At 55.0% G+C, this 19,284-nt stretch carries 16 protein-coding genes and 1 tRNA gene; 9 read left to right on the top strand and 8 right to left on the bottom strand.

Annotated elements, in window-relative coordinates:
- Positions 1-55: 55 nt before the first annotated feature.
- Positions 56-2,068 (bottom strand): dynamin family protein, encoded by a 2,013-nt coding sequence (locus AC2FGB_RS07825; protein ID WP_142636261.1) that lies wholly within the window; start codon positions 2,066-2,068, stop codon positions 56-58.
- 2 nt (positions 2,069-2,070) lie between these two features.
- Complete coding sequence (locus tag AC2FGB_RS07820; protein WP_246097206.1) at positions 2,071-2,553, bottom strand: hypothetical protein; 483 nt, start codon at positions 2,551-2,553, stop codon at positions 2,071-2,073.
- Between the two features lie 664 nt (positions 2,554-3,217).
- Between AC2FGB_RS07820 and AC2FGB_RS07815 the strand changes: the two genes are divergently transcribed.
- The 5 genes from AC2FGB_RS07815 (at position 3,218) to AC2FGB_RS07795 (ending at position 8,289) form a co-directional block, all read left to right on the top strand.
- Positions 3,218-3,302, top strand: a tRNA-Leu gene (locus AC2FGB_RS07815).
- Positions 3,303-3,705: 403 nt separating this feature from the next.
- Entirely contained in the window at positions 3,706-4,911 is a 1,206-nt protein-coding gene (locus tag AC2FGB_RS07810; RefSeq protein ID WP_142636285.1) for a YcaO-like family protein, read from the top strand.
- The gene (locus AC2FGB_RS07805) at positions 4,908-6,230 is read left to right on the top strand and encodes a TfuA-like protein (protein WP_496693751.1); all 1,323 of its coding nucleotides are present in this window, start codon (positions 4,908-4,910) and stop codon (positions 6,228-6,230) included. The genes AC2FGB_RS07810 and AC2FGB_RS07805 overlap by 4 nt, the downstream gene beginning before the upstream one ends.
- Before the next feature lie 44 nt (positions 6,231-6,274).
- Positions 6,275-7,570: a gluzincin family metallopeptidase gene (locus tag AC2FGB_RS07800; RefSeq protein WP_281972927.1), complete on the top strand. Its 1,296-nt coding sequence runs from the start codon at positions 6,275-6,277 to the stop codon at positions 7,568-7,570.
- A gap of 113 nt (positions 7,571-7,683) precedes the next feature.
- Complete coding sequence (locus AC2FGB_RS07795; RefSeq protein ID WP_246097208.1) at positions 7,684-8,289, top strand: pentapeptide repeat-containing protein; 606 nt, start codon at positions 7,684-7,686, stop codon at positions 8,287-8,289.
- Positions 8,290-8,341: 52 nt separating this feature from the next.
- Here AC2FGB_RS07795 and AC2FGB_RS07790 read toward each other — a convergent pair whose 3' ends face one another.
- The 6 genes from AC2FGB_RS07790 to AC2FGB_RS07765 all read right to left on the bottom strand — a co-directional run bounded on the left by AC2FGB_RS07790 (position 8,342) and on the right by AC2FGB_RS07765 (position 16,115).
- Positions 8,342-10,111, bottom strand: a complete 1,770-nt coding sequence (locus AC2FGB_RS07790; protein ID WP_281286267.1) for an adenylate/guanylate cyclase domain-containing protein — start codon at positions 10,109-10,111, stop codon at positions 8,342-8,344.
- Positions 10,112-10,196: 85 nt separating this feature from the next.
- Positions 10,197-10,844: a GNAT family N-acetyltransferase gene (locus tag AC2FGB_RS07785; protein WP_281995091.1), complete on the bottom strand. Its 648-nt coding sequence runs from the start codon at positions 10,842-10,844 to the stop codon at positions 10,197-10,199.
- A 153-nt stretch (positions 10,845-10,997) separates the two neighbouring features.
- Positions 10,998-11,942 (bottom strand): ABC transporter substrate-binding protein, encoded by a 945-nt coding sequence (locus tag AC2FGB_RS07780; RefSeq protein ID WP_142636294.1) that lies wholly within the window; start codon positions 11,940-11,942, stop codon positions 10,998-11,000.
- A 48-nt stretch (positions 11,943-11,990) separates the two neighbouring features.
- Positions 11,991-12,998: an ABC transporter permease gene (locus tag AC2FGB_RS07775; protein WP_496693752.1), complete on the bottom strand. Its 1,008-nt coding sequence runs from the start codon at positions 12,996-12,998 to the stop codon at positions 11,991-11,993.
- Positions 12,995-14,521, bottom strand: coding sequence for a sugar ABC transporter ATP-binding protein (locus AC2FGB_RS07770; RefSeq protein ID WP_496693753.1), 1,527 nt, complete (start codon positions 14,519-14,521; stop codon positions 12,995-12,997). Before AC2FGB_RS07770 ends, AC2FGB_RS07775 begins: the two co-directional genes overlap by 4 nt.
- Positions 14,522-14,561: 40 nt before the next feature.
- On the bottom strand, positions 14,562-16,115 hold the full coding sequence (locus AC2FGB_RS07765; RefSeq protein WP_496693807.1) for a UxaA family hydrolase: 1,554 nt from the start codon (positions 16,113-16,115) through the stop codon (positions 14,562-14,564).
- An 83-nt stretch (positions 16,116-16,198) separates the two neighbouring features.
- Between AC2FGB_RS07765 and AC2FGB_RS07760 the strand changes: the two genes are divergently transcribed.
- Genes AC2FGB_RS07760 through AC2FGB_RS07745 form a run of 4 tightly spaced genes read left to right on the top strand, consistent with a single transcriptional unit; the run spans position 16,199 to position 19,230 of the window.
- Positions 16,199-16,936, top strand: coding sequence for a GntR family transcriptional regulator (locus tag AC2FGB_RS07760; RefSeq protein WP_281995093.1), 738 nt, complete (start codon positions 16,199-16,201; stop codon positions 16,934-16,936).
- On the top strand, positions 16,933-17,985 hold the full coding sequence (locus tag AC2FGB_RS07755) for an aldo/keto reductase (protein WP_496689342.1): 1,053 nt from the start codon (positions 16,933-16,935) through the stop codon (positions 17,983-17,985). The genes AC2FGB_RS07760 and AC2FGB_RS07755 overlap by 4 nt, the downstream gene beginning before the upstream one ends.
- Positions 17,975-18,403: an RbsD/FucU family protein gene (locus AC2FGB_RS07750; protein ID WP_142636301.1), complete on the top strand. Its 429-nt coding sequence runs from the start codon at positions 17,975-17,977 to the stop codon at positions 18,401-18,403. Before AC2FGB_RS07755 ends, AC2FGB_RS07750 begins: the two co-directional genes overlap by 11 nt.
- Positions 18,400-19,230, top strand: coding sequence for an amidohydrolase family protein (locus tag AC2FGB_RS07745; RefSeq protein WP_496689340.1), 831 nt, complete (start codon positions 18,400-18,402; stop codon positions 19,228-19,230). The genes AC2FGB_RS07750 and AC2FGB_RS07745 overlap by 4 nt, the downstream gene beginning before the upstream one ends.
- The last annotated feature ends 54 nt before the right edge of the window (positions 19,231-19,284 follow it).

The following is a 19,284-nucleotide window of genomic DNA, read 5'->3' as shown; positions in this document are numbered from 1 at the left end:
TCCCATGCTTTTGAAGAGACGAAGCGGGTTTGTGAATCTTTTGCCATATCGCTACTTATGCTGCCTCGTTACTAAGATCTTTCAGGATATCGCCGAGGATATCGTCGCGGGATTTCTGAGGGGCCAGCCCCTCCATCAGCGCTGCACTGCGACCGGGGTCCTTTTCGGCCGAGGCCGAAATGTTCAACAGAGTCTCCTTTTGCTCGCGCATAAAGTCGGAAAGGGCGGCGCGGACATTTTCAAGAACTGCTGCAATCTGGTTTTCTTCGATATCCTTGGTGATCGAATTCGCCTCCGATGTGATCAGGCGCGTATAATCCGCCGCATAGGCCTCGAAACCATTGCGGCGTTGCCACCAGCGGCGCCACCATGTGCTTTGCAAGTCCAGGGCAATCGTGCGTCCGATACCCAGTGGAGGTGGTACCCGCGGGACGATTGGTGCCTCGATGCTGAACTCTCCCAGATGGTTGCCCAGCAGGCTTTGATACAACGCTTCGATGTCAGCGGCTGCCGCTGAATACAACGCACCAACTTCTTTGCGCATCGACCGGGCAAAGCTAAAATAGGCCGCTTTTTGCAAGGTCCGCAGCCCGGCAGGATCGTACTGCCACGTTCCTTGCTCGCCATTTTGCTCAAGATGCGCGATCAGAGAATCGGTGGCACGTTTGACAAAGTTGGCTTCGGCCGAGTTTAGACGCTCAAGCACTTTCGCGCGCAAGGAAGCAGTAAGCTCAGCGGCCTTCTTTTCATATTCTGCGTTGACCTCGGCCACGGCGTCTTCGGGTGCTACCCCGTTCAGCTCTCGCACGATCCCTTCGCTGTCGGATAGTTTTTTGGCCACGGCGGTCGCCCGGATCTGACTGGCGATGTTACGCGCCCGGTGGCGTACACGGTCCAGAAGTCGAGTTCCTGCGCCTTCGGCAATGCGTTCATTCATCGCCAGCAATAGGTCGGGCAAACCGGACAACGCCCAAATCTTGTCCAGTGACGGGGCCTGATCGCCAAACCCGGCCGCCAGATAGAACGTGTTCAGGGCTTTCCGGGATTCCTCAGACAGAATATCGGGATTGCCAGTTATCGCGGCCTCGGCCCACAGGGCGCTGCCGAACACGACACTTGCCTTGGTGTCGATATTGTTCTGTTTCAGCGTGTCCAGAATCCGATCCCGAATCTCAGGAACCTGGGTGACCGGATCTGCAAGTTCGTCAATTCGGTTAACAAACAGGATAATCTGACGATTTTCGAACTGAGCGATGATCCGCATCAGCGCCATGTCCATTGTGGTCAGAGCCTGACTGGCTGCCAGAACCACAATGCAGACTTCGGACCCGCGCAGGCTGCGCAGGGTGATCTGTTCACGCACCATAAACGTATCGTTTACACCCGGTGTGTCGCACAGCTTGAGGGAAATCGGGTACTGAGGGATGTCCATGTACAGCTCAGCCGACTTTGTCACATCCGCAAAACGACCGGTCTTGGGGTTGATGTCCGGGTCGTCTTCATCACCCAGACACACATACCTTTGGATCAGTTCCTCATCGAAATAGTCGTATTGATGGCTTTGCCCCAGAATCAGGTCGAAATGCTTACCCAGTCGTTCCTCGGACTTAGCTTTCATTTCGCCGATCTGACGGCGGATATCGTCCATTTCATCGTCGGCGCCGGCCCGATTGGCCAGCTCTCCCAGCCGGCCGCCGCCAACCATCAAATTGTCCCATTCCTCTTGTTCGAAGAAAGTGAACCGGGATTTTGTATCACCCTGGGTTCTGGTGTTGATGTTCAGCGTGGTAACCACAGAGGTCCAGGGGTTCACATCCGAAGGCAGCAGGGCAGGGCGTGCGGACAGAATGTTCACAAGCGAAGATTTTCCCGCCTTGACCTGACCGACCAGCGTGACGCTGGCAGTGAAATTCTCCATGCGTGTCTTGAGCGTCGCAAGACGTGCCGAGGAGCGCGCGTCCGCCACCTCTGTCAGTTGGTCAATCTGTGTCGTCAATGCCGACATGGCCGAAGTCATTGGGGTCAGCGCTTCGTTTCCAACAGACAAAAGATGATCGTTACGCGCCATGGTTAGCCTCCGGTTCCTGTAGCGGCGATATGAGGTTCGATCTGCCCGTGAGGTGCGCTAGTCAGCGTATCAATCCGGGCGATCAGGTTCAGGGCGTTACCCAAAATTGCGGCTTCGGCGCTTGGTGTGATCGATTCATATGCGCGGGCATCGGCCAGCACTTCGATCGAGCTGAAGCAGTCGCTATTTTCCAGGCACGCAACACTGCGCCCTGTTGGGAAACCCTGGGATTTGACCTCGGGCAGGGGCATTCGGGAATTGGCAAGCAAATAATGCCCGCCAGAATGCGTGCGCAGCGAGATGCCAAACCCGGTATTCGGGTGTTCGCGATTCAGGGTTTTGAGTTCACCAAGAAAACTTTCGCGTGCAAGACCAATCGCGTCTTGCTCGGCAGATGCAGAGTTCATCATGTTGGTCACGGTAAAGACCCTTGTACTGGAGTTAAGCGAACGAACTGGTAAGACGCCCGAAGGCAAAAGACTCATTAACTCCTTTCCACCCATCAACTACTGGCAAGGCGGTCTTATTTTGACGCGAATAAGATTTTTTGGCGTTTGAATTGTGGCGCAAGTATGGCTGCGGGCTTGCCCGGGCCCACTACTAAACTAAAAAGCGTATAAAAATATGAGCATATCTGCTGAAGTTCACAGCGAGCCGAATTTGATAACTGGTCTCCAAATGGGGTGTAACTATTTATTAAATTATAGTTTTACATACATGCGGTCAGCTCCATATTTGGCAAAATCTTGTCATGAGACAGAATCCATCGCCCAAACAAAGTGTGCTTTCGGGAAAGGCAACAACAACACGGCACAACGTGAGGGTGTTTAAATTTGGCAGGTTCATCAATGGTGAATTTTAACAGGACGCTATGTTTCACATAGTCTTTTTTGGGGGCTACCTGGTCTGCGAGATTTCTGTTTTGGGCGGCGTCAGGCAAAGCTTGGTCAGCTGAAAGTCCATTGGCCTTTCCGGTCGGTGTGGTCGTGCGGTCTTTCATATGTTTTCGGGTTGTGTGGTGCCTCTGAGCAGAGGTTGGGTTTGTTCTGAAACGGGCATCAATATTCTTCGTGTAAACTACAATTTCCCTCTCGCACTCGTTCAAAAGCTTTGCTATTGAGCGGCATTCCGGCAGCAGCTGCTGGTCGTGCGGGTGTGGCGAAATTGGTAGACGCACCAGATTTAGGTTCTGGCGCCGCAAGGCGTGGGGGTTCAAGTCCCTCCACCCGCACCATAGTTCATTGTATTGCATTGATTATATTTATAAATTTGACCCAATAGAGCAACTTTCCCGATTGCCCTGAGACCTTCGCACGAAAGAAGGCGCGCTTCTGACAGCTTTTCGAGACATTTTGGGTTTCCGGTCCCGCAGTAAATATCGCAGAATGAAGATTATGTTAAAATAATGCGACATCCTTTGAATATCGTAGCTGCAATTCGATTTTAGGTGCTGGCTGCTGGACACAGTTGGTTCAGCCCGCGCTCATCATCGTCCAGCAAGTAGATTGTCGTGTTGAGACAATTATGGGCGGCAGAGTTGACCCCTATGAAATCATCCCCCATCCTGAGCTGATCCGGTCACCGGCATGTATTTTCGCCTGGTGGCCAATTTCTTTTGTTTTTGGCAAGGTTGCATCATGTCTGACGTATCGGAAAAGCAATATGTGCTTGATACTCATCGCCTGCGAAGCCCCAGCCAAACATTGGAAATCGTAACGCCCTATTTGCGTGAAATGGGCATTACTCGAATTGCGAACTTAACCGGCCTGGATCGTATCGGATTGCCCACGGTCATGGTTGCGCGCCCGAATTCCCGATCGGTTTCGGTGTCGCTCGGCAAGGGATTGTCAGTCCCGGCCGCGCAAGCGTCGGGGGTTATGGAAGCGATCGAAAGCTGGCACGCGGAACGGGTAACGGCGCCTCAACGTCTGGCACGATTTACCGATATAGCGCGCGATGCGCCGGTGGTGGATGTTGATAAGCTACCTCGCGTGACTGGTGGCCGATTTGATCCTGATGCGAACAGATTGTGGGTAGAGGGTCGGGATTTGAATTCCACTTGCGCCCGTTGGGTTCCAATGGAGATGGTCGATACCGATTATACGTCTTTGCCGATGGGTGGGCAGGTTGCTTTTCCCAGAACGACAAACGGTTTGGCATCCGGCAACAACCTGTTTGAAGCCAGTTGCCATGCGATCTTTGAACTCATCGAACGCGATGCCACCACACTGTGGCAATTTCAGTCCGCGCCAGCACGGATCCACCCAGACACTATCGATGATGACAGGTGCAAGGACGCAATAAGCATGGTTGAGGCGGCGGGCCTGAACCTGGGCATCTGGGACACCACCTCGGACATCGGAATCGCCTGTTTCCGCTGTACGATCTGCGAGCCGGACGGGCAGAACGGCCACATCGGTATCGGTGATGGCTGCCATCCAGATCGCGCCATTGCTTTGTTGCGGGCCCTGACCGAAGCGGCACAAACCCGCCTCACCTATATCTCTGGCGCGCGTGATGATCTGGACCCAGAAGAGTTTACTGACCAGGCGCAGATAGAAAGATGTGCCTATATTCGCAATCAGATAGACAGTTCGGACGCGACGCAGGATTTTTCGAATACTCCGACATATGCCACCGGATCATTCCAAGAGGATTTGAACTTGCTGACTACCCGCCTCGAAACTGTAGGTATTTCGCAGGTGATCACGGTCGATCTATCGCGCCCGGAATATGAGATCGCCGTTGTCCGAGCTGTCATACCGGGGCTTGAAGCGCCTCATGACGACCCCGATTACATCGCCGGGGAACGCGCGCAGCGTGTAATGGAAACATACGGATGAGTGTCGTTATTTTTGTGGGCCCGACGTTGACAGCCGATGCTGTGGCCCAATGCTTAGACCCTGTGATCTTGCCCCCGGTCCGGCAGGGGGACGTATATCGCGTGGCACGTGATCGTCCGCGCGCGATCGGGATAATAGACGGCTTTTTTGAGGGCGTCCCGTCGGTCTGGCACAAAGAGATTCTTTGGGCCATGAATCAGGGAATCCCCGTTTATGGCAGTGCCAGCATGGGTGCTTTGCGCGCGGCAGAGTTGGCTGATTTTGGTATGATCGGCGTGGGTCGAATCTTTGAGGATTTCTACAGCCGAACCCTGCAGGATGACGACGAAGTTGCGGTCCTGCACAGCCCGGCAGAATTGGGTTATTTGCCATTGAGCGAACCCATGGTCTCGGTCCGAGCAACGGTTGAGGAGGCGCATAATCTAGGCATGTTGGTCGCTGAACGTGCCGCAGAGGTTCTGCGGATTGCCAAAGGCATGAACTATCGTCAGCGCAGTTGGCCTAACATAATTGACGCGTTGAACGGGCTTTCTGATATCCAGAGTTTTGTGGACTGGCTGCCAAACGGCAAGGTTGATGCAAAAGCGCGTGATGCCATTGAGATGCTTGGGCGTATGGCCGAAGATCTGGCAAACGACCTTCCCTTCCCGGCGACGCAGCAACCGACCGAAGAAACGCTGATGTGGAAAGGGCTGCGTGCCCGAGTGGATGCCGATCAGAAGGCCGATCAGGCGGTTATCGACGAAGTCAGGCTGAACCCGGACATGTATACGCGGCTGCGTGAACGGGCCGCGCTGACTCTGCTGGCGCGGGAAGAGGCTGATCGGCGGGATGAAGAGCCTGACCGCCCTGCCCTGATGGCACAGATGGATGCGCACCGGCAAAAAGCCGGCCTGTCGCGCCGCGCCGCTTTGATGGCATGGCTGGACGAGAATGATCTGAGTGTCGAGGAATACGAGGCGATGCTGGCCGATGCCGCTCGGGTGCATGGCCACATTAACTCTCGGGCTTCGGTCCTTGAGTCATCGCTTTTGCGCGAGTTGCGCCGTGACGGGAGCTATGCCGAATTGCGGGATCGTGCCCATCGCAAGGCACTAAGGGGAGCTGAATCATTGACTGCCCGAGGCGGTCCCGCAAGCGGGCGCCTACCTATGGTTATGTGGTATTTTGAAACACAGCTTGACCAACCAGTGCCGGATGATCTTGAATCATATGCAGTTTCACTTGGATTGGCCGGGCGGGAAGCATTTTTTGATTTGATAGAAGCAGAGTATTTGTTTTGTCACGCGGATGCCGGATTAAATAGTACCGTTGACTAGCCGCCCCAAGGCGGATCCGAGGCGTGGCCTGAAAGGGGGGTATTGTGAACTTACCAGATCACCTTGATGAAGAAGAGCCTGGAACGCGATTTCTGCTGTATCCGCAATCCCCTTTTCTGGAAGAGGACCCACAGCTTGAGCTAGTCGAAATATCGGCCCCGCAGGGCAGTATCGGCCCTGGTCCATCGGGTCCGCGCATGTACACGGTTAACCCTGTCGGAAAGACTACACCCTATGGGGCCATCGTGCCCGGACCGGATGGTCCGGGAATGTATCTGCCGCCCTGGAACGGATATATCCATCCCCCGGCAATGCCTGATGAGTTCGGTAACTTTATCCATATTGGCCCGTCGGACCCGGCTTTTGAGGCAGCGCATCTGTTTGGCTCGGCGCATTTCACGATGGACGTCTGGCAGGGCTATTTTGACCGACCAATCCCATGGCATTTCGCCCGTGATTTTAACCGGCTCGAACTGTCGCTGCTGCCAAGCCTGGACAATGCGCATATCGGTTGGGGTTTCCTTGAAACCGGGGGCACCCATGAACACGGGGACGAATATCGCCCCTACAGCCTGAATTTCGACGTGGTCGCACATGAAATCGGCCACTCAATCATTTACAGCGTCGTGGGCATGCCCACCGACGGAGATGTCTCGGGTGAGTATTACGGGTTCCATGAATCCGCCGCCGATATGGTGGCGCTTCTGGCCTCTTTGCATTTTGGCTCGGTGGTAGAGGCGCTGTTGGAAAACACCAAAGGCAATCTCTACAGCTTCAATCGACTGAATCGCTTTGCCGAGCTTTCGGAAAATGCACAGATCAGAACGGCCGCAAACAACCGGTCACTATCGGAATTCGCTGCCGGATGGTCCAGTGAACATGCACTTTCCGAGCCACTGACAGGTGCAATGTTCGACATTTTGGTGGACATCTATCATGAGCGCCTGTTGGTTCATGGCCTTATCACACAGGCAGAGGAAGACCTGTCCGATCAGCTAGAGGATTCACCCGATTACAGCGAGGTCATGCAGGGTATTTTTGACAAGCGATATGCCGAAAACCCCGATGGATTCCGCGTAGCACTTCTTGAGGCGCGCGATTTCCTGGGCACCTATCTGGCCGACGCCTGGAGCATGTTGGACGCCGATATGCTCAGCTATTTCGGTGTCGAAAAGGCCATGCTGGCGGTGGATCAGGAAATTACCGGGGGTGCCTTCCGGCGGATCATCGAAGGAAACTTTCGGATGCGTGATATCGGGGTGGCAACTGCCGGTCCGCGGCTGCCTGACCCTGATGAAGACAGTCACGCACACTCCGTCCGCACGCAGGTTCCAGACTGATGACAGCAAAATTCTTTTTTTTTCGGCAGATTTATGGCATTTAGAGGCGGGGTGATTTTTGAGGAGACACCGATGCGGTCATCCTCGGGATTTAATCGAAGGGGGTTCGGGTGATGGACCCATATTTGGGAGATGAGTTTATGGCGGAATCCTTGCTCAGTTTTTCGGAAGTGTTGATTTACGGCAGAGTTATCGACGATTTGGATTACGACCCTGCGAAAAAGAAAAGCAGAGGAAAAGGCAACAACAAACATCTTGATGAGCAACTCGCGAATTCAGGAAATGACGAAGCCAAATTTGCCAAGATCTACGGGTTTGCCTATGAAGGCACCTACTACGACCTGCCCGAGCCGGTGATTTTCCTGGTTCACGGCGATGGTCAAGATGTCGCCAAAAAGGGCGAGCCACCAAACCAGGCCTCGCGCGCGCCCACGGATCCTTCGATTGGCGGTGTTGCGGCGGCGGACTATCAGGTCGCTGACGGTATCAAGTTCTGGAGCTATGATAAGTCCGATCAGACCATGCGCATGGATGTCATGACAGGCCAGTTCGAACAGGTTCTTCTAGACCTCTATTTTGGCTTTGACAGCCCTGCTATCAGCGGTGCAAAGGTCAGCGGTGCCAAAGTGAGTGGTGCCAAGGTCAGTGGCGCGAAAGTCAGCGGTGCCAAGGTCAGTGGCGCCAAGGTTAGCGGAGCCAAAGTACGCGGCGGCGACTGATCTTCGGACAAAGTCAGCAAAGAAGGCGCGGGATCTCGCGCCTTTTTCCGTTCTAAAATCCCGCTTTTTTCAGCCCTTCGACAAAGTGCTGCGTGTCGTCTTCCAGACGGTCGGGCAGCACCTTGGCCCAGCGTGACAAAGAAAAGTTCGGGTGTGCGGCGCGGTGCTTTTCAGCAATCATACGTGCCATATCCATGTTGCCCAGCTGCGCATGGCTGGCGGCCAGCATCCGTTGACCCTCGGTCGGATTGTTCATCTTGTTGACGGTTTCGATAACATCTTCATAGCGCCTGAGATTGTAATAGGCGCCGCCGAGGTGCCAGAGATACTGATCCGGAAAGTACGGGTTCAGACGCATGGCCTGTTGCAGATGCGTGATGGCGGTCTCATTTTCCCCCGAATGTGCAAGCGCATCGGCGAAATCCGAATGCATATCCGCATCATTGGGGTTGAGAGCCAAAGCACGTTGGTAAGACTGTAGCGCCGCACTATGCTCCTTGCGATACAGATGGACAAATCCCAGCTCGCCAAATCCCCGTGCGTCTGTCGGGTCCAATTCGATCGACCGCTGTGCCAAAGACAGCGCCTGCTCGAAAGCACTGCCTGGATCTTCGGTCCACGAGTATCGCCAATCCAGATTCAACGTTCGGGACAAGGCGGCGGCGGCACGGGCATAGTTGCCGTCCCGTTCCAGCGCAGATTGATAGAAATTCTGTGCCTTGCGGTTGTCGTTGCGCGTGTATTTGAAGATGTGCTGCTGCCCCTGCAGGACAGAGCCATATGCCTCCAGATCTGAAGGAACGGCCTGAACCATAACTTGGCGCTCATGGGATTCGATCATTACGGCCGTGGCCGCGACGATACATTCAGTCACCTCGTCCAGAATATCAAATATATCGTCAATGTTTCGATCAAACCGCTCACCCCAAATCGTGCGTTCAGTGTTTGCATCGACCAGTTCCGCAGTAATGCGGATTCGACTGGAGGAGCGACGCACACTGCCACGGGCGATATACCGGACATTCAGCTTTCTTGCGGCTTCCTTCGGTGGCATGGACTGCGCCCTGAAGAAGAATGATGAGTTTCGGGCGATGACGAAAAGGTTTCTGAATTTGGAAAGGTTCAGAATGATGTCGTCAGTCAGACCATCGGCAATCCAGCCGTCAGACTCATCCCCGCCGCTGATGCTGAACGGTAGCACAGCGACCGACGGAGTGTCCGGGCGTTCCAACAGATCGACAATAGCGTCGGGACGCATGGTGCCCGCCAAAGTAGCACCGGCAACCTCGCTGCGGACACAGTAGGTAGAAACCGGCGAAAGAATGTTCTTCAGATGCTGCGGACCAAGAAATTCGTACCCATACCGCAACCGGTTACAAACCTGATCATACACCGCAGAGCTGACATAGACCCGCTCGGGTTCCGCAATTTCTTGCAATCGCGCTGCAATGTTGACGTTGTCGCCATGAATTCCACGCTCATCTATCAGGATCTCTCCAAGATGGATGCCAACGCGAAACTTGATTTGCTGTTGATCTGATCCTGAATCGTTGTGCTGGGCAGAAATTTGGTGCAGCTCAACACCAAATTCGACCGCGCTGGTCGCTGTTTCAAACAGGGCCAGGATGCCGTCACCGCGCACTTCGACCACACGCCCCTGATAACGGGCGCATGCGGCTTCGATCTGCGATAGAAGTGTCTTCAAAGCGTTGTAGGTGTCGAGTTCGTTCTCACTCATCAGGCGAGAATAGCCGACGACATCTGCAAATAAGACTGCACCCAGCTTCTGAGTGATTGATGAATTCGGGTTAACTGTATTCACTGGCGGTACTCGATTCCTGAGTTCTGAACGAACCCTAACTTTTGTATAACAAAAAAAGATTTGAAACGATTGGTAATAACGTCTCTTAGTCCGACCCAGTCTCTTGCGGGGGCCAACACCAGCAATCCGAGGCATTATTGCCAAGCTTAACGATGGTTTCACCGCCCAATTCTTTCGCCAGTGAATTTCGGTTTTCGAACCAACCGCTGCTCAGCAACCCGACCACAACCATATCGTGAAATTGACCATCTGCAAACCAGGCCTGACGCATCGACCCCTCGATCTGGCACCCCAGTCTGGCAACCAGGTCTCTGCTGCTGACATTATCCGCCCTATAATACGACGTCAGCCGGTTCAGCCCCAGTTGTCGAAAGGCGAAATCGGCGACCAAAGCCGTCGCCCTGATACCAACTCCATGGCGGCGCACCGAATGATCGACGAACATCGCAACGACAGCATCGCGATTGATCGGCGATATCCCCTCGAGGCCGCTCATGCCGACCAGTTTTCCCGCCGAATTCTCAACAACGAACCAACACCTGCGGCCGATGGCTGAGCCGGTGAACATGTCGCTCCAGCTTTCCTCTGTCTGTGCAAGATTAAGAGGAATGCGGGACACGCGTTCGAATTTGGCTAAATCCTCTACATTTTGAAACCAGGGCAGAATTGTCTCAAGATCGGATTTTTCCAGGGGACGCAGGACATAGGTCTTGTTGCTGGGCTTTTTTTTCACCGGAATTTCAACCTTTAATAAACATCAAAAAAATAACCTGTAGAGGATAGCATGAAAACGCCGCAAACAGAAAAGATGATTGTTGCAACCCAGTAAGACAAAAAAACCGGTCCGCCGATCGGGCGAACCGGTCCGTATTAAGCTGTCAGGCTCTTAGTCGTAAAGAACTGCCGCGATCTTCGGATCGTCAATATTGGAAGCATCGTAATAGTAAAAGCCGGTGTCGATTAGGGCCGGGACTTCTTCGCCTTTCATCGCCGCGACGGCCGCCTTGACCGTTTCATAGCCGATACCAACCGGGTTCTGGGTGATTGCCCCGGTCATCAGACCACTTTTGATCGCGTCTTTTTGGGCTTTGCCGCTGTCATAGCCAATGATGACAAGGCCTTCGGTGCCCAATTCCTGTACCCCGTTCACGACACCAATGGCAGAGCCTTCATTGGTGCCAAAAATACCATCCAGATCGGGGTTTGCAGTGAGGATCGCTTTTGTCACCTCGGTTGATTTCAGATGATCGCCCTGCCCGTACTGAACGGTGACAACTTCGATATCAGGGTATTTTTCCGCAATGCGGTTCACAAATCCATCGCGGCGGTCAATGCCAGTGCGGCTGGTCTGGTCGTGGGCTACCACTGCAACTTTGCCTTTTCCACCAATCTTTTCGGCCATTTTGTCAGCGGCAAGCCCCGCTGCAGCTAGGTTATCGGTTGTGGCAGTAGAAACAGGAATATCACTGTCGACACCGCTGTCAAAAGCGATGATCGGGATACCCTTGTCATTTGCTTGCTTCAGCAACGGAATGGCGGCCTGACTGTCGAGTGCGGCAAAGCCGATAGCTTTGGGATTGTTTGCCAGTGCTGCGGCCAGCATGTCGATCTGACGGTCGACCATCGTTTCGTTGTCCGGTCCTTCGAATGTGATTGTGACGTCAAACTCTTCGGCTGCCTGTTCGGCGCCCTGCTTTACCGCCTGCCAGAATTGGTGCTGGAACCCTTTGGATACCAGCGGGATATAGATTTCTTCCGCCATGGCCATCGAGGCCGGAGCTGCGAGGGTGGCTGCGCTGAGCGCCCCCAGAACGAAACGACGTGTTAACATGATATTCTCCTCCAGTTGGTCGTTATCTTCTTTGGTCCTAAAAATTGTTCACCCGGTCTTTTTGCGCCGCGCCATGTCGGCATAGACGGCCAGAATGATGATCGCGCCAGTGACAACGGTCTGCCATTCCTGCGCGACAGACAGAACGCGCAGCCCATTGGTCAGGACAGCCATGATAAGCGCGCCGATGAGCGTTCCCAGGATCGTGCCGCGCCCGCCGGACAGAGAGGTTCCGCCAATGACCACAGCCGCGATGGCCTCAAGTTCGTATCCCAGCCCCAAAGCGGGTTGTGCCGAGTTCAGGCGCGAGGCGATCAGGATGCCGCCGATGCCGCAAATTCCCCCGGCCAGCGCGTAGATTCGCATCTTCCAGGCGTCGGTGTTGACACCCGACAAGCGGACCGCCTCTTCGTTTGATCCCAAAGCGAACGTATAGCGGCCCAGAACAGTGCGGCTGAGGATATAGGATGCTGCAATCGCGACCAAAAACAAGATCAGCACGCCGTTCGGGATAGGTACCGAGGGGACGATTTCTCCGATCAGAGACCCGCGCGAGATCTGATCGAAACCAGGCGTGTCATTGAAATAGATCGGTCGTGTGCCCGAGATAACCAGCGATAGACCCTTGAGGATCAGCATCATGCCCAGCGTCGCGATGAAGGGCGGGATTTTCATTTTGGCCACAAATGTGCCCGAACACAGACCACAAAGCGCACCCGCTGCAATGGCTGCAGCAACACCCAAAAGCAGGGGCATGCCGAGATAAGTCAGGGCTACGCCCGCAATCACGGCGCAGAAGGTCATCAAAGTGCCAACCGACAGGTCGATTCCGCCCGTGATGATCACCAGAGTTGCGGCAACGGCCAGTACGCCGTTGACCGAAGTTGCCTGCAGAATGGCTATCATGTTCGAGGTCTGCATGAAGTTCGGCGATGCGATCGAAAAGCCGATCAACAGGGCGATGAGACTGGCAAAGGCCAGCAGCTTTTGATACGCGCCGCTTTCCGACAGGCCCGCCAGGGGCTTTTTTTTGTCTATATCCGTTGCTGTGGTCATATTGCTGTCCCTGTGACCTGCATCGCCGCCGTGCGTTGGGTGGCCAGATGCATGATGTCTTCCTGAGTGGTGTTGTTTCCGCCGGGCAGAATTCCGGTCAGCCGGCCTTCGCACATGACGGCGATGCGGTGGCTGAGGCGCATGATTTCCGGCAATTCGGATGAGATCACGATGATCGTCTTTCCCTGCGCAGCCAGTTCTTCGAGCAGTTTGTAGATTTCCGATTTTGCACCGACATCAATACCGCGCGTGGGTTCGTCAAAGATCAGGATGTCGCAATCTCGCAGAAGCCATTTTGCGATGACTACCTTTTGCTGATTGCCGCCGGACAACAGGCGCACCTCTTGCACATCCGAGGGTGTGCGAATGCCAAGCTGGGCGATATAGCCTTTGGCCGTAGTGCTGATTTCGCTATCGTTCAGAACACCGGTGGCACTGGTAAACCTATCCATCGAAGCCAGAGCGATATTGTCGCGGACGTTCATTCCCGTGGCGAGGCCGAAATGCTTGCGATCCTCGGACAGGTACCCGATCCCGGCCCGCACGGCATCCACAGGGGAACGGATGGGCACGATCTGCCCATGTACCCGGATTTCACCGCCATCGATAGTGTCAGCCCCAAAGATTGCCCGCGCAACTTCGGTCCGCCCTGCCCCCATCAGCCCAGCAAAGCCCAAGATTTCACCCTTCCGGACCGAAAAGCTGACATCTTTCAGATCCGTGCCTCGCGACAGACCTGCGACTTCCAGAGAAACCTCGGCATCGCTCAGGTCCGGCACATCCAGAGGGTCTTCGGATACTTCGCGCCCAACCATCATCGCAATGATCTTGCTGATCGGCGTGTCACTGGCACCGACAGTGCCAACATATTCACCGTCGCGCATGACAGTCACACGGTCGGCGATTTGTTTCAGCTCGTCCATTTTGTGGCTGATATAGACAATCCCCACCCCCTCGGCCCTCAGGCGGCGGATGATGACGAACAGCTCGGCAATCTCGGCGTCGTTCAGGGCCGCGGTCGGTTCGTCCATGACCAGAACCTTGGACCGATAGGACAGCGCCTTGGCAATTTCGACCATCTGCTGCTTGGCAATGGTCAACCCGCCGACCAGCGCTTTGGGATCGAGATTCAGGTTCATCGCCCCGAAGATTTCGGCGGTTTGAGCGTTCAGCGCAGCCTCGTCCAGGCGACCAAAACGTTTCCGGGGCTCGCGTCCGATAAAGATGTTCTGCGCTACGGTCAGATCATTCATCAGACTCAGTTCCTGATGGATGATCCCGATCCCGAGGTTCTGAGCCTCACGCGGGGATGTGGGACTGGCTGATTTGCCTTGAATGGCCAAGTCGCCGCCATCGCGCTGATAGATCCCGGACAGGATTTTCATCAACGTACTCTTACCCGCCCCGTTTTCCCCCATAAGCGCGTGGACTTCGCCCGAAAACAGATCGAACTGCACGGATTTCAGCGCGTGCACACCGGGGAAATACTTTTCGATCCCCTTCATTTCGACCAGTTTTTCCATCTCTCCTCCCATTTTGCCCCTACCTCTGACGAACCTGCGGCTACATAACAGCGCCGATTTGCCAGGGGACAAATTCAACACCCCCAAAACCAAGCTCTTCGCTTTTTGTTTGTTCGCCCGATGCGACACGGATCAACATTTCGAACAACTCTTCGCCCTTGGCCTCGATACTGACCCCGTCAGTGACGATGTCGCCGCAATTCAGATCCATGTCTTCGGACATGCGGGCGTACATTTCCGAATTTGTTGCCAGCTTGATGCAGGGCGTGGGTTGATATCCGGAGACCGACCCCCTGCCCGTGGTAAACACGATCAAATTGGCACCCGCCGCCACCTGACCAGTGACTGAGCAAGGATCGAACCCAGGGCTGTCCATGAAGACAAAGCCCTTTTTGTCGATAATTTCGCCAAATCTGTAGACGTCGCGCATCGGGGCCGTGCCCCCCTTGGCCACTGCACCCAGAGACTTTTCAAGAATGGTCGTCAGTCCACCGCGCTTGTTTCCGGGGCTTGGATTGTTGTCCATCTCGCCGCCATTGCGCTTGGTGTAATCTTCCCACCAATGAATACGTTCGATCAGTTTTTCGCCGATTTCCGGCGTTTCTGCGCGCCGGGTCAAAAGATGCTCGGCGCCATAAATTTCAGAGGTTTCCGACAGGATTGTTGTTCCGCCATGGCGCACAAGCAGATCAGAGGCATATCCAAGCGCCGGATTGGCAGTGATGCCGGAATAACCATCCGAACCACCGCATTGCATCCCGACCGTAATCGCACTGATCCGAGCCGGCTTGCGGACGGCCTGATTGGCGAGCCGAGCGATCCCCTCCACCTCGGCAAGCCCGCGCTCGATCGTGCGGCGCGTACCGCCTTCGTTTTGGATGGTCATATAGCGCAAGGCACCGTCCTCGCGGATGGGGCGGCCATCAACCAGACTCGCCACTTGCATGACCTCACATCCCAGCCCGATCAGCAGAATGCCGGCAAAGTTCGGGTGCTGGGCGTACCCGGCCAGGGTGCGCATCAACGTAGCATAGCCGTCATCCTTGGCCGACATACCGCAGCCCGTGCCATGCACGATGGGCACCACCCCGTCCACGTTGGGATATGGATCAAGCAACCCATGTTTTAAGGCCGCTTCGGCGATGAACCGGGCTACTGAACCCGAACAATTCACTGTCGTCAGAATTCCGATATAATTGCGCGTGCCAACCTTCCCATCGGACCGGTGATACCCGAGAAAACTCCGCTCTTCGTCGATATGCGGCAAAGGGGTATTTGCGGTCGCATGGGCATAGTCCTGCTGATGGGCCCCCATACCAAGATTGTGGACATGGACGTGATCTCCGGCTGCGATATCTGCCTTTGCCTGACCAATGATCTGACCATAGCGAATGACGTTTTTTCCGGCAGAAATTGGGGTAATTGCAATCTTGTGCCCACGCAGAACCTGATCCCGAAGCGGGACATTCAGCCCGGAAGGCTGCGTGCCGATCTTCAGATCTCGGAGCGCAATGACGATATTGTCGTCCGGGTTCAACCTGACTGTATCGCGCGCTGCGAGCTCAGAAGCCTTTATTTTCTGATCTGGTTGCATCATTTTCCTGTTTGCTGATCCCGACTGCTAATCGTCGGACACGCACTTGTCAACTAACATGTTAGTATGCTAGGTCACCAAATATGAATAAACCACAGGACATAAACGCTCTGCACCTGCGCGATATTTCTACGTCTGAGGGCTCGTTGTCTCAGCGCGTTTACCTCTCAATCAAGCATGCAATCCTGTCGCTGGACTTCGCGCCGGGCGACAACCTCAGGAAGGCGCCGATATGCGAACGCCTTGGCGTTTCGCGTGCGCCCGTGACCGAGGCGATTGCCCGACTTGCTTCAGAGGGACTGGTGGATGTCGTGCCCCAATCCGGCACGCGCGTATCCTATTTCTCGATGTCCGAAATTCGCGAGGGCATGTTCCTGCGTGAAGCACTTGAACTTGCGACGGTCGCCAAAGTCGCGCGCGATTTGACCGAGGATCAGCGCAAGATACTGGGCCGCAACATGCGTCTGCAAGAGCTGCTGATCGAAGATGAAGATGTCCCCGGCTTTTACGAGGCGGATGAAGAATTCCACGGCCTGCTGATGAAATTCACAGGATTCAACAGGTTAAGCGACGTCGCGCAAACCGTTTCACTGCAAGTGACCAGAGCGCGAATGCTGCTGCTGCCTACCCCGGGCCGGGTGGTGGAAACGCTGGCCGAACACCGCGCCATTTTCAACGCGGTTCTTGAGAGAGATGAAAAAGCTGCACAGGACGCCATGCAACGTCATCTGGGGCAGTTGATGCCTCGGATTCAACGCTTGCAGCAGGAACAGTCCCACCTTTTCACGGACTCCCCTCATCCAATACGCGAGGCAGGATGACAGTTACCGCAACAGAGCTTCTAAATGGCCGCACGGCGCGACCCGTTCCGCTGACTCGGATGGGTTTTGGTGGCGCGCCTTTGGGGAATCTCTATCGCAAAGTATCAGACGAGGATGCGCAGGCTGCGCTGCAGGCAGCCTTTGATTTGGGTATCCGATTTTTTGACACCGCACCGCAATATGGGTTGGGCCGCTCCGAGCAACGATTTGGCCAGGCTATTGCCCGGTTCGGACGCGAAGAGATTCAACTTTCGACCAAGATCGGGCGTCTGCTGCTGGATTGCGCACCGCATCATGTCACACCCGAAGCCTTTGTTGATGTGCCGCAGAAACGTATCGTTTTCGACTATACCTATGACGGGGTCATGCGATCCTACGACGCCAGCCGCGACCGGTTGGGTGTCTCATGCGCCGATATCCTGCTTGTGCATGACGTCTGTGCGTTCAGTCAGGGCAGTCAGGAGGCATCTGATGCCAAGATCCGGGAACTGTTCGATGGCGGCGGATACAAAGCTCTGGTCGAACTTCGTGAAGCCGGTGAAATCTCCGCCATTGGAGCCGGTGTAAATGAATGGCAGGTCTGCGAAAGATTATTGGGCTTGGGCGACTTTGACGGGTTTCTTCTGGCAGGCCGTTATACCCTCTTGGAACAAGACGCTTTAGACAGCTTTCTACCCCTTTGCGAAAAGCGGGACGTGGGCATAATTCTTGGCGGGCCGTACAACTCGGGTATCCTCGCAACCGGCGCTGTTTCCGGTGCGAAATACAATTATGCTGATGCACCCGAAGACATCCTTGCCCGAGTTCGCCAGATCGAGGCTGTCTGCTCAGCCCATGATACACCACTGATCGCTGCTGCCTTGCAATTTGTCCTTGGCCATCCCTGCGTCAAAACCGTTGTCCCCGGCGCGGTGAATGCGGCCGAGGTGCAGGCCAATGCGGCCCTGCTCGAACGTCAAATCCCCGCTGCGCTTTGGTCTGATCTGTGTTCGGAAGGATTGATCCGTTCCGACGCCCCCCTTCCCGGAGAGACTGCCTATGCTGCGTAATATTGATCCCATCCTGTCGCCTGACCTGTTGTACACCCTGCGCGCTATGGGGCATGGCGATGAAATCGTGATTGCGGATGCGAATTTCCCCGGCTCCAGCTCTGGGCCGGGCTGCATACGTGCCGACGGGTCAAGCGCCAGCGAAATCCTAAGAGCTATTTTGTCTGTCATGCCGTTGGACACATTTGTGCCTGACCCGGCCCTGACCATGCAGGTTGTTGGCGATCCGGATGCTATACCAGAGGCCATAGCCGATTTTCAGACCATTATCAGCGAAATAGCGGACCACCCGGCCACGATACAGGGCCTTGAACGTTTCGCCTTTTACGACCGGGCGGCCACAGCTTTTGCGATCGTGCAAACCGGCGAACGTCGGCTGTATGGCAACATCATCCTGAAAAAGGGTGTTCTTGGATGAAGATCGACGCCCATCAGCATTTTTGGACATTGGCGCGCGAAGACTATGGCTGGCTGACACCGGATCTGGGGCCGATTTACGCGGATTTCGCGCCCGCGGATCTGGCCCCATTGCTGAAAGGAGCGGGAATTGACGGTACGGTCTTAGTACAGGCTGCGCCGACAGCTGCTGAGACCGAATATCTGCTGTCACTCGCCGAGCAGGCCCCGTTCATAAAAGGCGTTGTCGGATGGGTTGATTTTGAGGCCGCCGACGCACCGGAACAAATCGCACGACTGGCTGCCCACCCGGTTTTTGTCGGTTTGCGCCCCATGGTTCAGGACATTCCCGACCCATTATGGATGCTCAAGGATGGGCTGACACCGGCTTTTGACTCTCTGCAACAGTCAAACCTTACCTTTGATGCGCTGACCCTGCCGCGACATCTGGGGCCGCTTCAACAGCTGCTGGATCGGCACCCACATATGCGCACGGTGATTGATCACGGTGCCAAGCCCCTGATCCGGGAGGGAGTCATGGAGGGCTGGCAAGAAGACATGTCGACATTGGCCCGAAATACAAATGCCTGGTGCAAACTTTCCGGGTTGGTGACCGAGGCCGGGGCGAATTGGACGGTAGAAGATTTGAAGCCTTATGTGAATCACCTGCTGAACACATTCGGGCCCTATCGCCTGATCTGGGGCAGCGACTGGCCGGTTTGCACATTAAACAGCAGTTATGAACGATGGCTCGAGGCGACCGATACGCTGTTAACCGGTCTGTCACCACACGAGCATCAGGCGATACGGGGCGGTAATGCTGCCCATGCCTATGATCTCAGGAACTAGATTGATCTTTCCGAGGCTGTATGCCGATGGGATTTTGCCGTCGTGGTTCCCAGA

The organism is Ruegeria sp. CDSC021 (assembly GCF_059610845.1).
The sequence above is the reverse complement of the archived record's forward strand: the minus strand, read 5'-3'. Positions and strand labels throughout refer to the sequence as shown.

Bases quoted from the DNA above. Each gene is read 5' to 3' on its own strand.
- AC2FGB_RS07825 (WP_142636261.1), bottom strand. From the start codon at position 2,068: ATGGCGCGTAACGATCATCTTTTGTCTGTTGGAAACGAAGCGCTGACC.
- AC2FGB_RS07820 (WP_246097206.1), bottom strand. From the start codon at position 2,553: ATGAGTCTTTTGCCTTCGGGCGTCTTACCAGTTCGTTCGCTTAACTCC.
- AC2FGB_RS07810 (WP_142636285.1), top strand. From the start codon at position 3,706: ATGTCTGACGTATCGGAAAAGCAATATGTGCTTGATACTCATCGCCTG.
- AC2FGB_RS07805 (WP_496693751.1), top strand. From the start codon at position 4,908: ATGAGTGTCGTTATTTTTGTGGGCCCGACGTTGACAGCCGATGCTGTG.
- AC2FGB_RS07795 (WP_246097208.1), top strand. From the start codon at position 7,684: ATGGACCCATATTTGGGAGATGAGTTTATGGCGGAATCCTTGCTCAGT.
- AC2FGB_RS07780 (WP_142636294.1), bottom strand. From the start codon at position 11,942: ATGTTAACACGTCGTTTCGTTCTGGGGGCGCTCAGCGCAGCCACCCTC.
- AC2FGB_RS07775 (WP_496693752.1), bottom strand. From the start codon at position 12,998: ATGACCACAGCAACGGATATAGACAAAAAAAAGCCCCTGGCGGGCCTG.
- AC2FGB_RS07770 (WP_496693753.1), bottom strand. From the start codon at position 14,521: ATGGAAAAACTGGTCGAAATGAAGGGGATCGAAAAGTATTTCCCCGGT.
- AC2FGB_RS07765 (WP_496693807.1), bottom strand. From the start codon at position 16,115: ATGCAACCAGATCAGAAAATAAAGGCTTCTGAGCTCGCAGCGCGCGAT.
- AC2FGB_RS07760 (WP_281995093.1), top strand. From the start codon at position 16,199: ATGAATAAACCACAGGACATAAACGCTCTGCACCTGCGCGATATTTCT.
- AC2FGB_RS07755 (WP_496689342.1), top strand. From the start codon at position 16,933: ATGACAGTTACCGCAACAGAGCTTCTAAATGGCCGCACGGCGCGACCC.
- AC2FGB_RS07750 (WP_142636301.1), top strand. From the start codon at position 17,975: ATGCTGCGTAATATTGATCCCATCCTGTCGCCTGACCTGTTGTACACC.
- AC2FGB_RS07745 (WP_496689340.1), top strand. From the start codon at position 18,400: ATGAAGATCGACGCCCATCAGCATTTTTGGACATTGGCGCGCGAAGAC.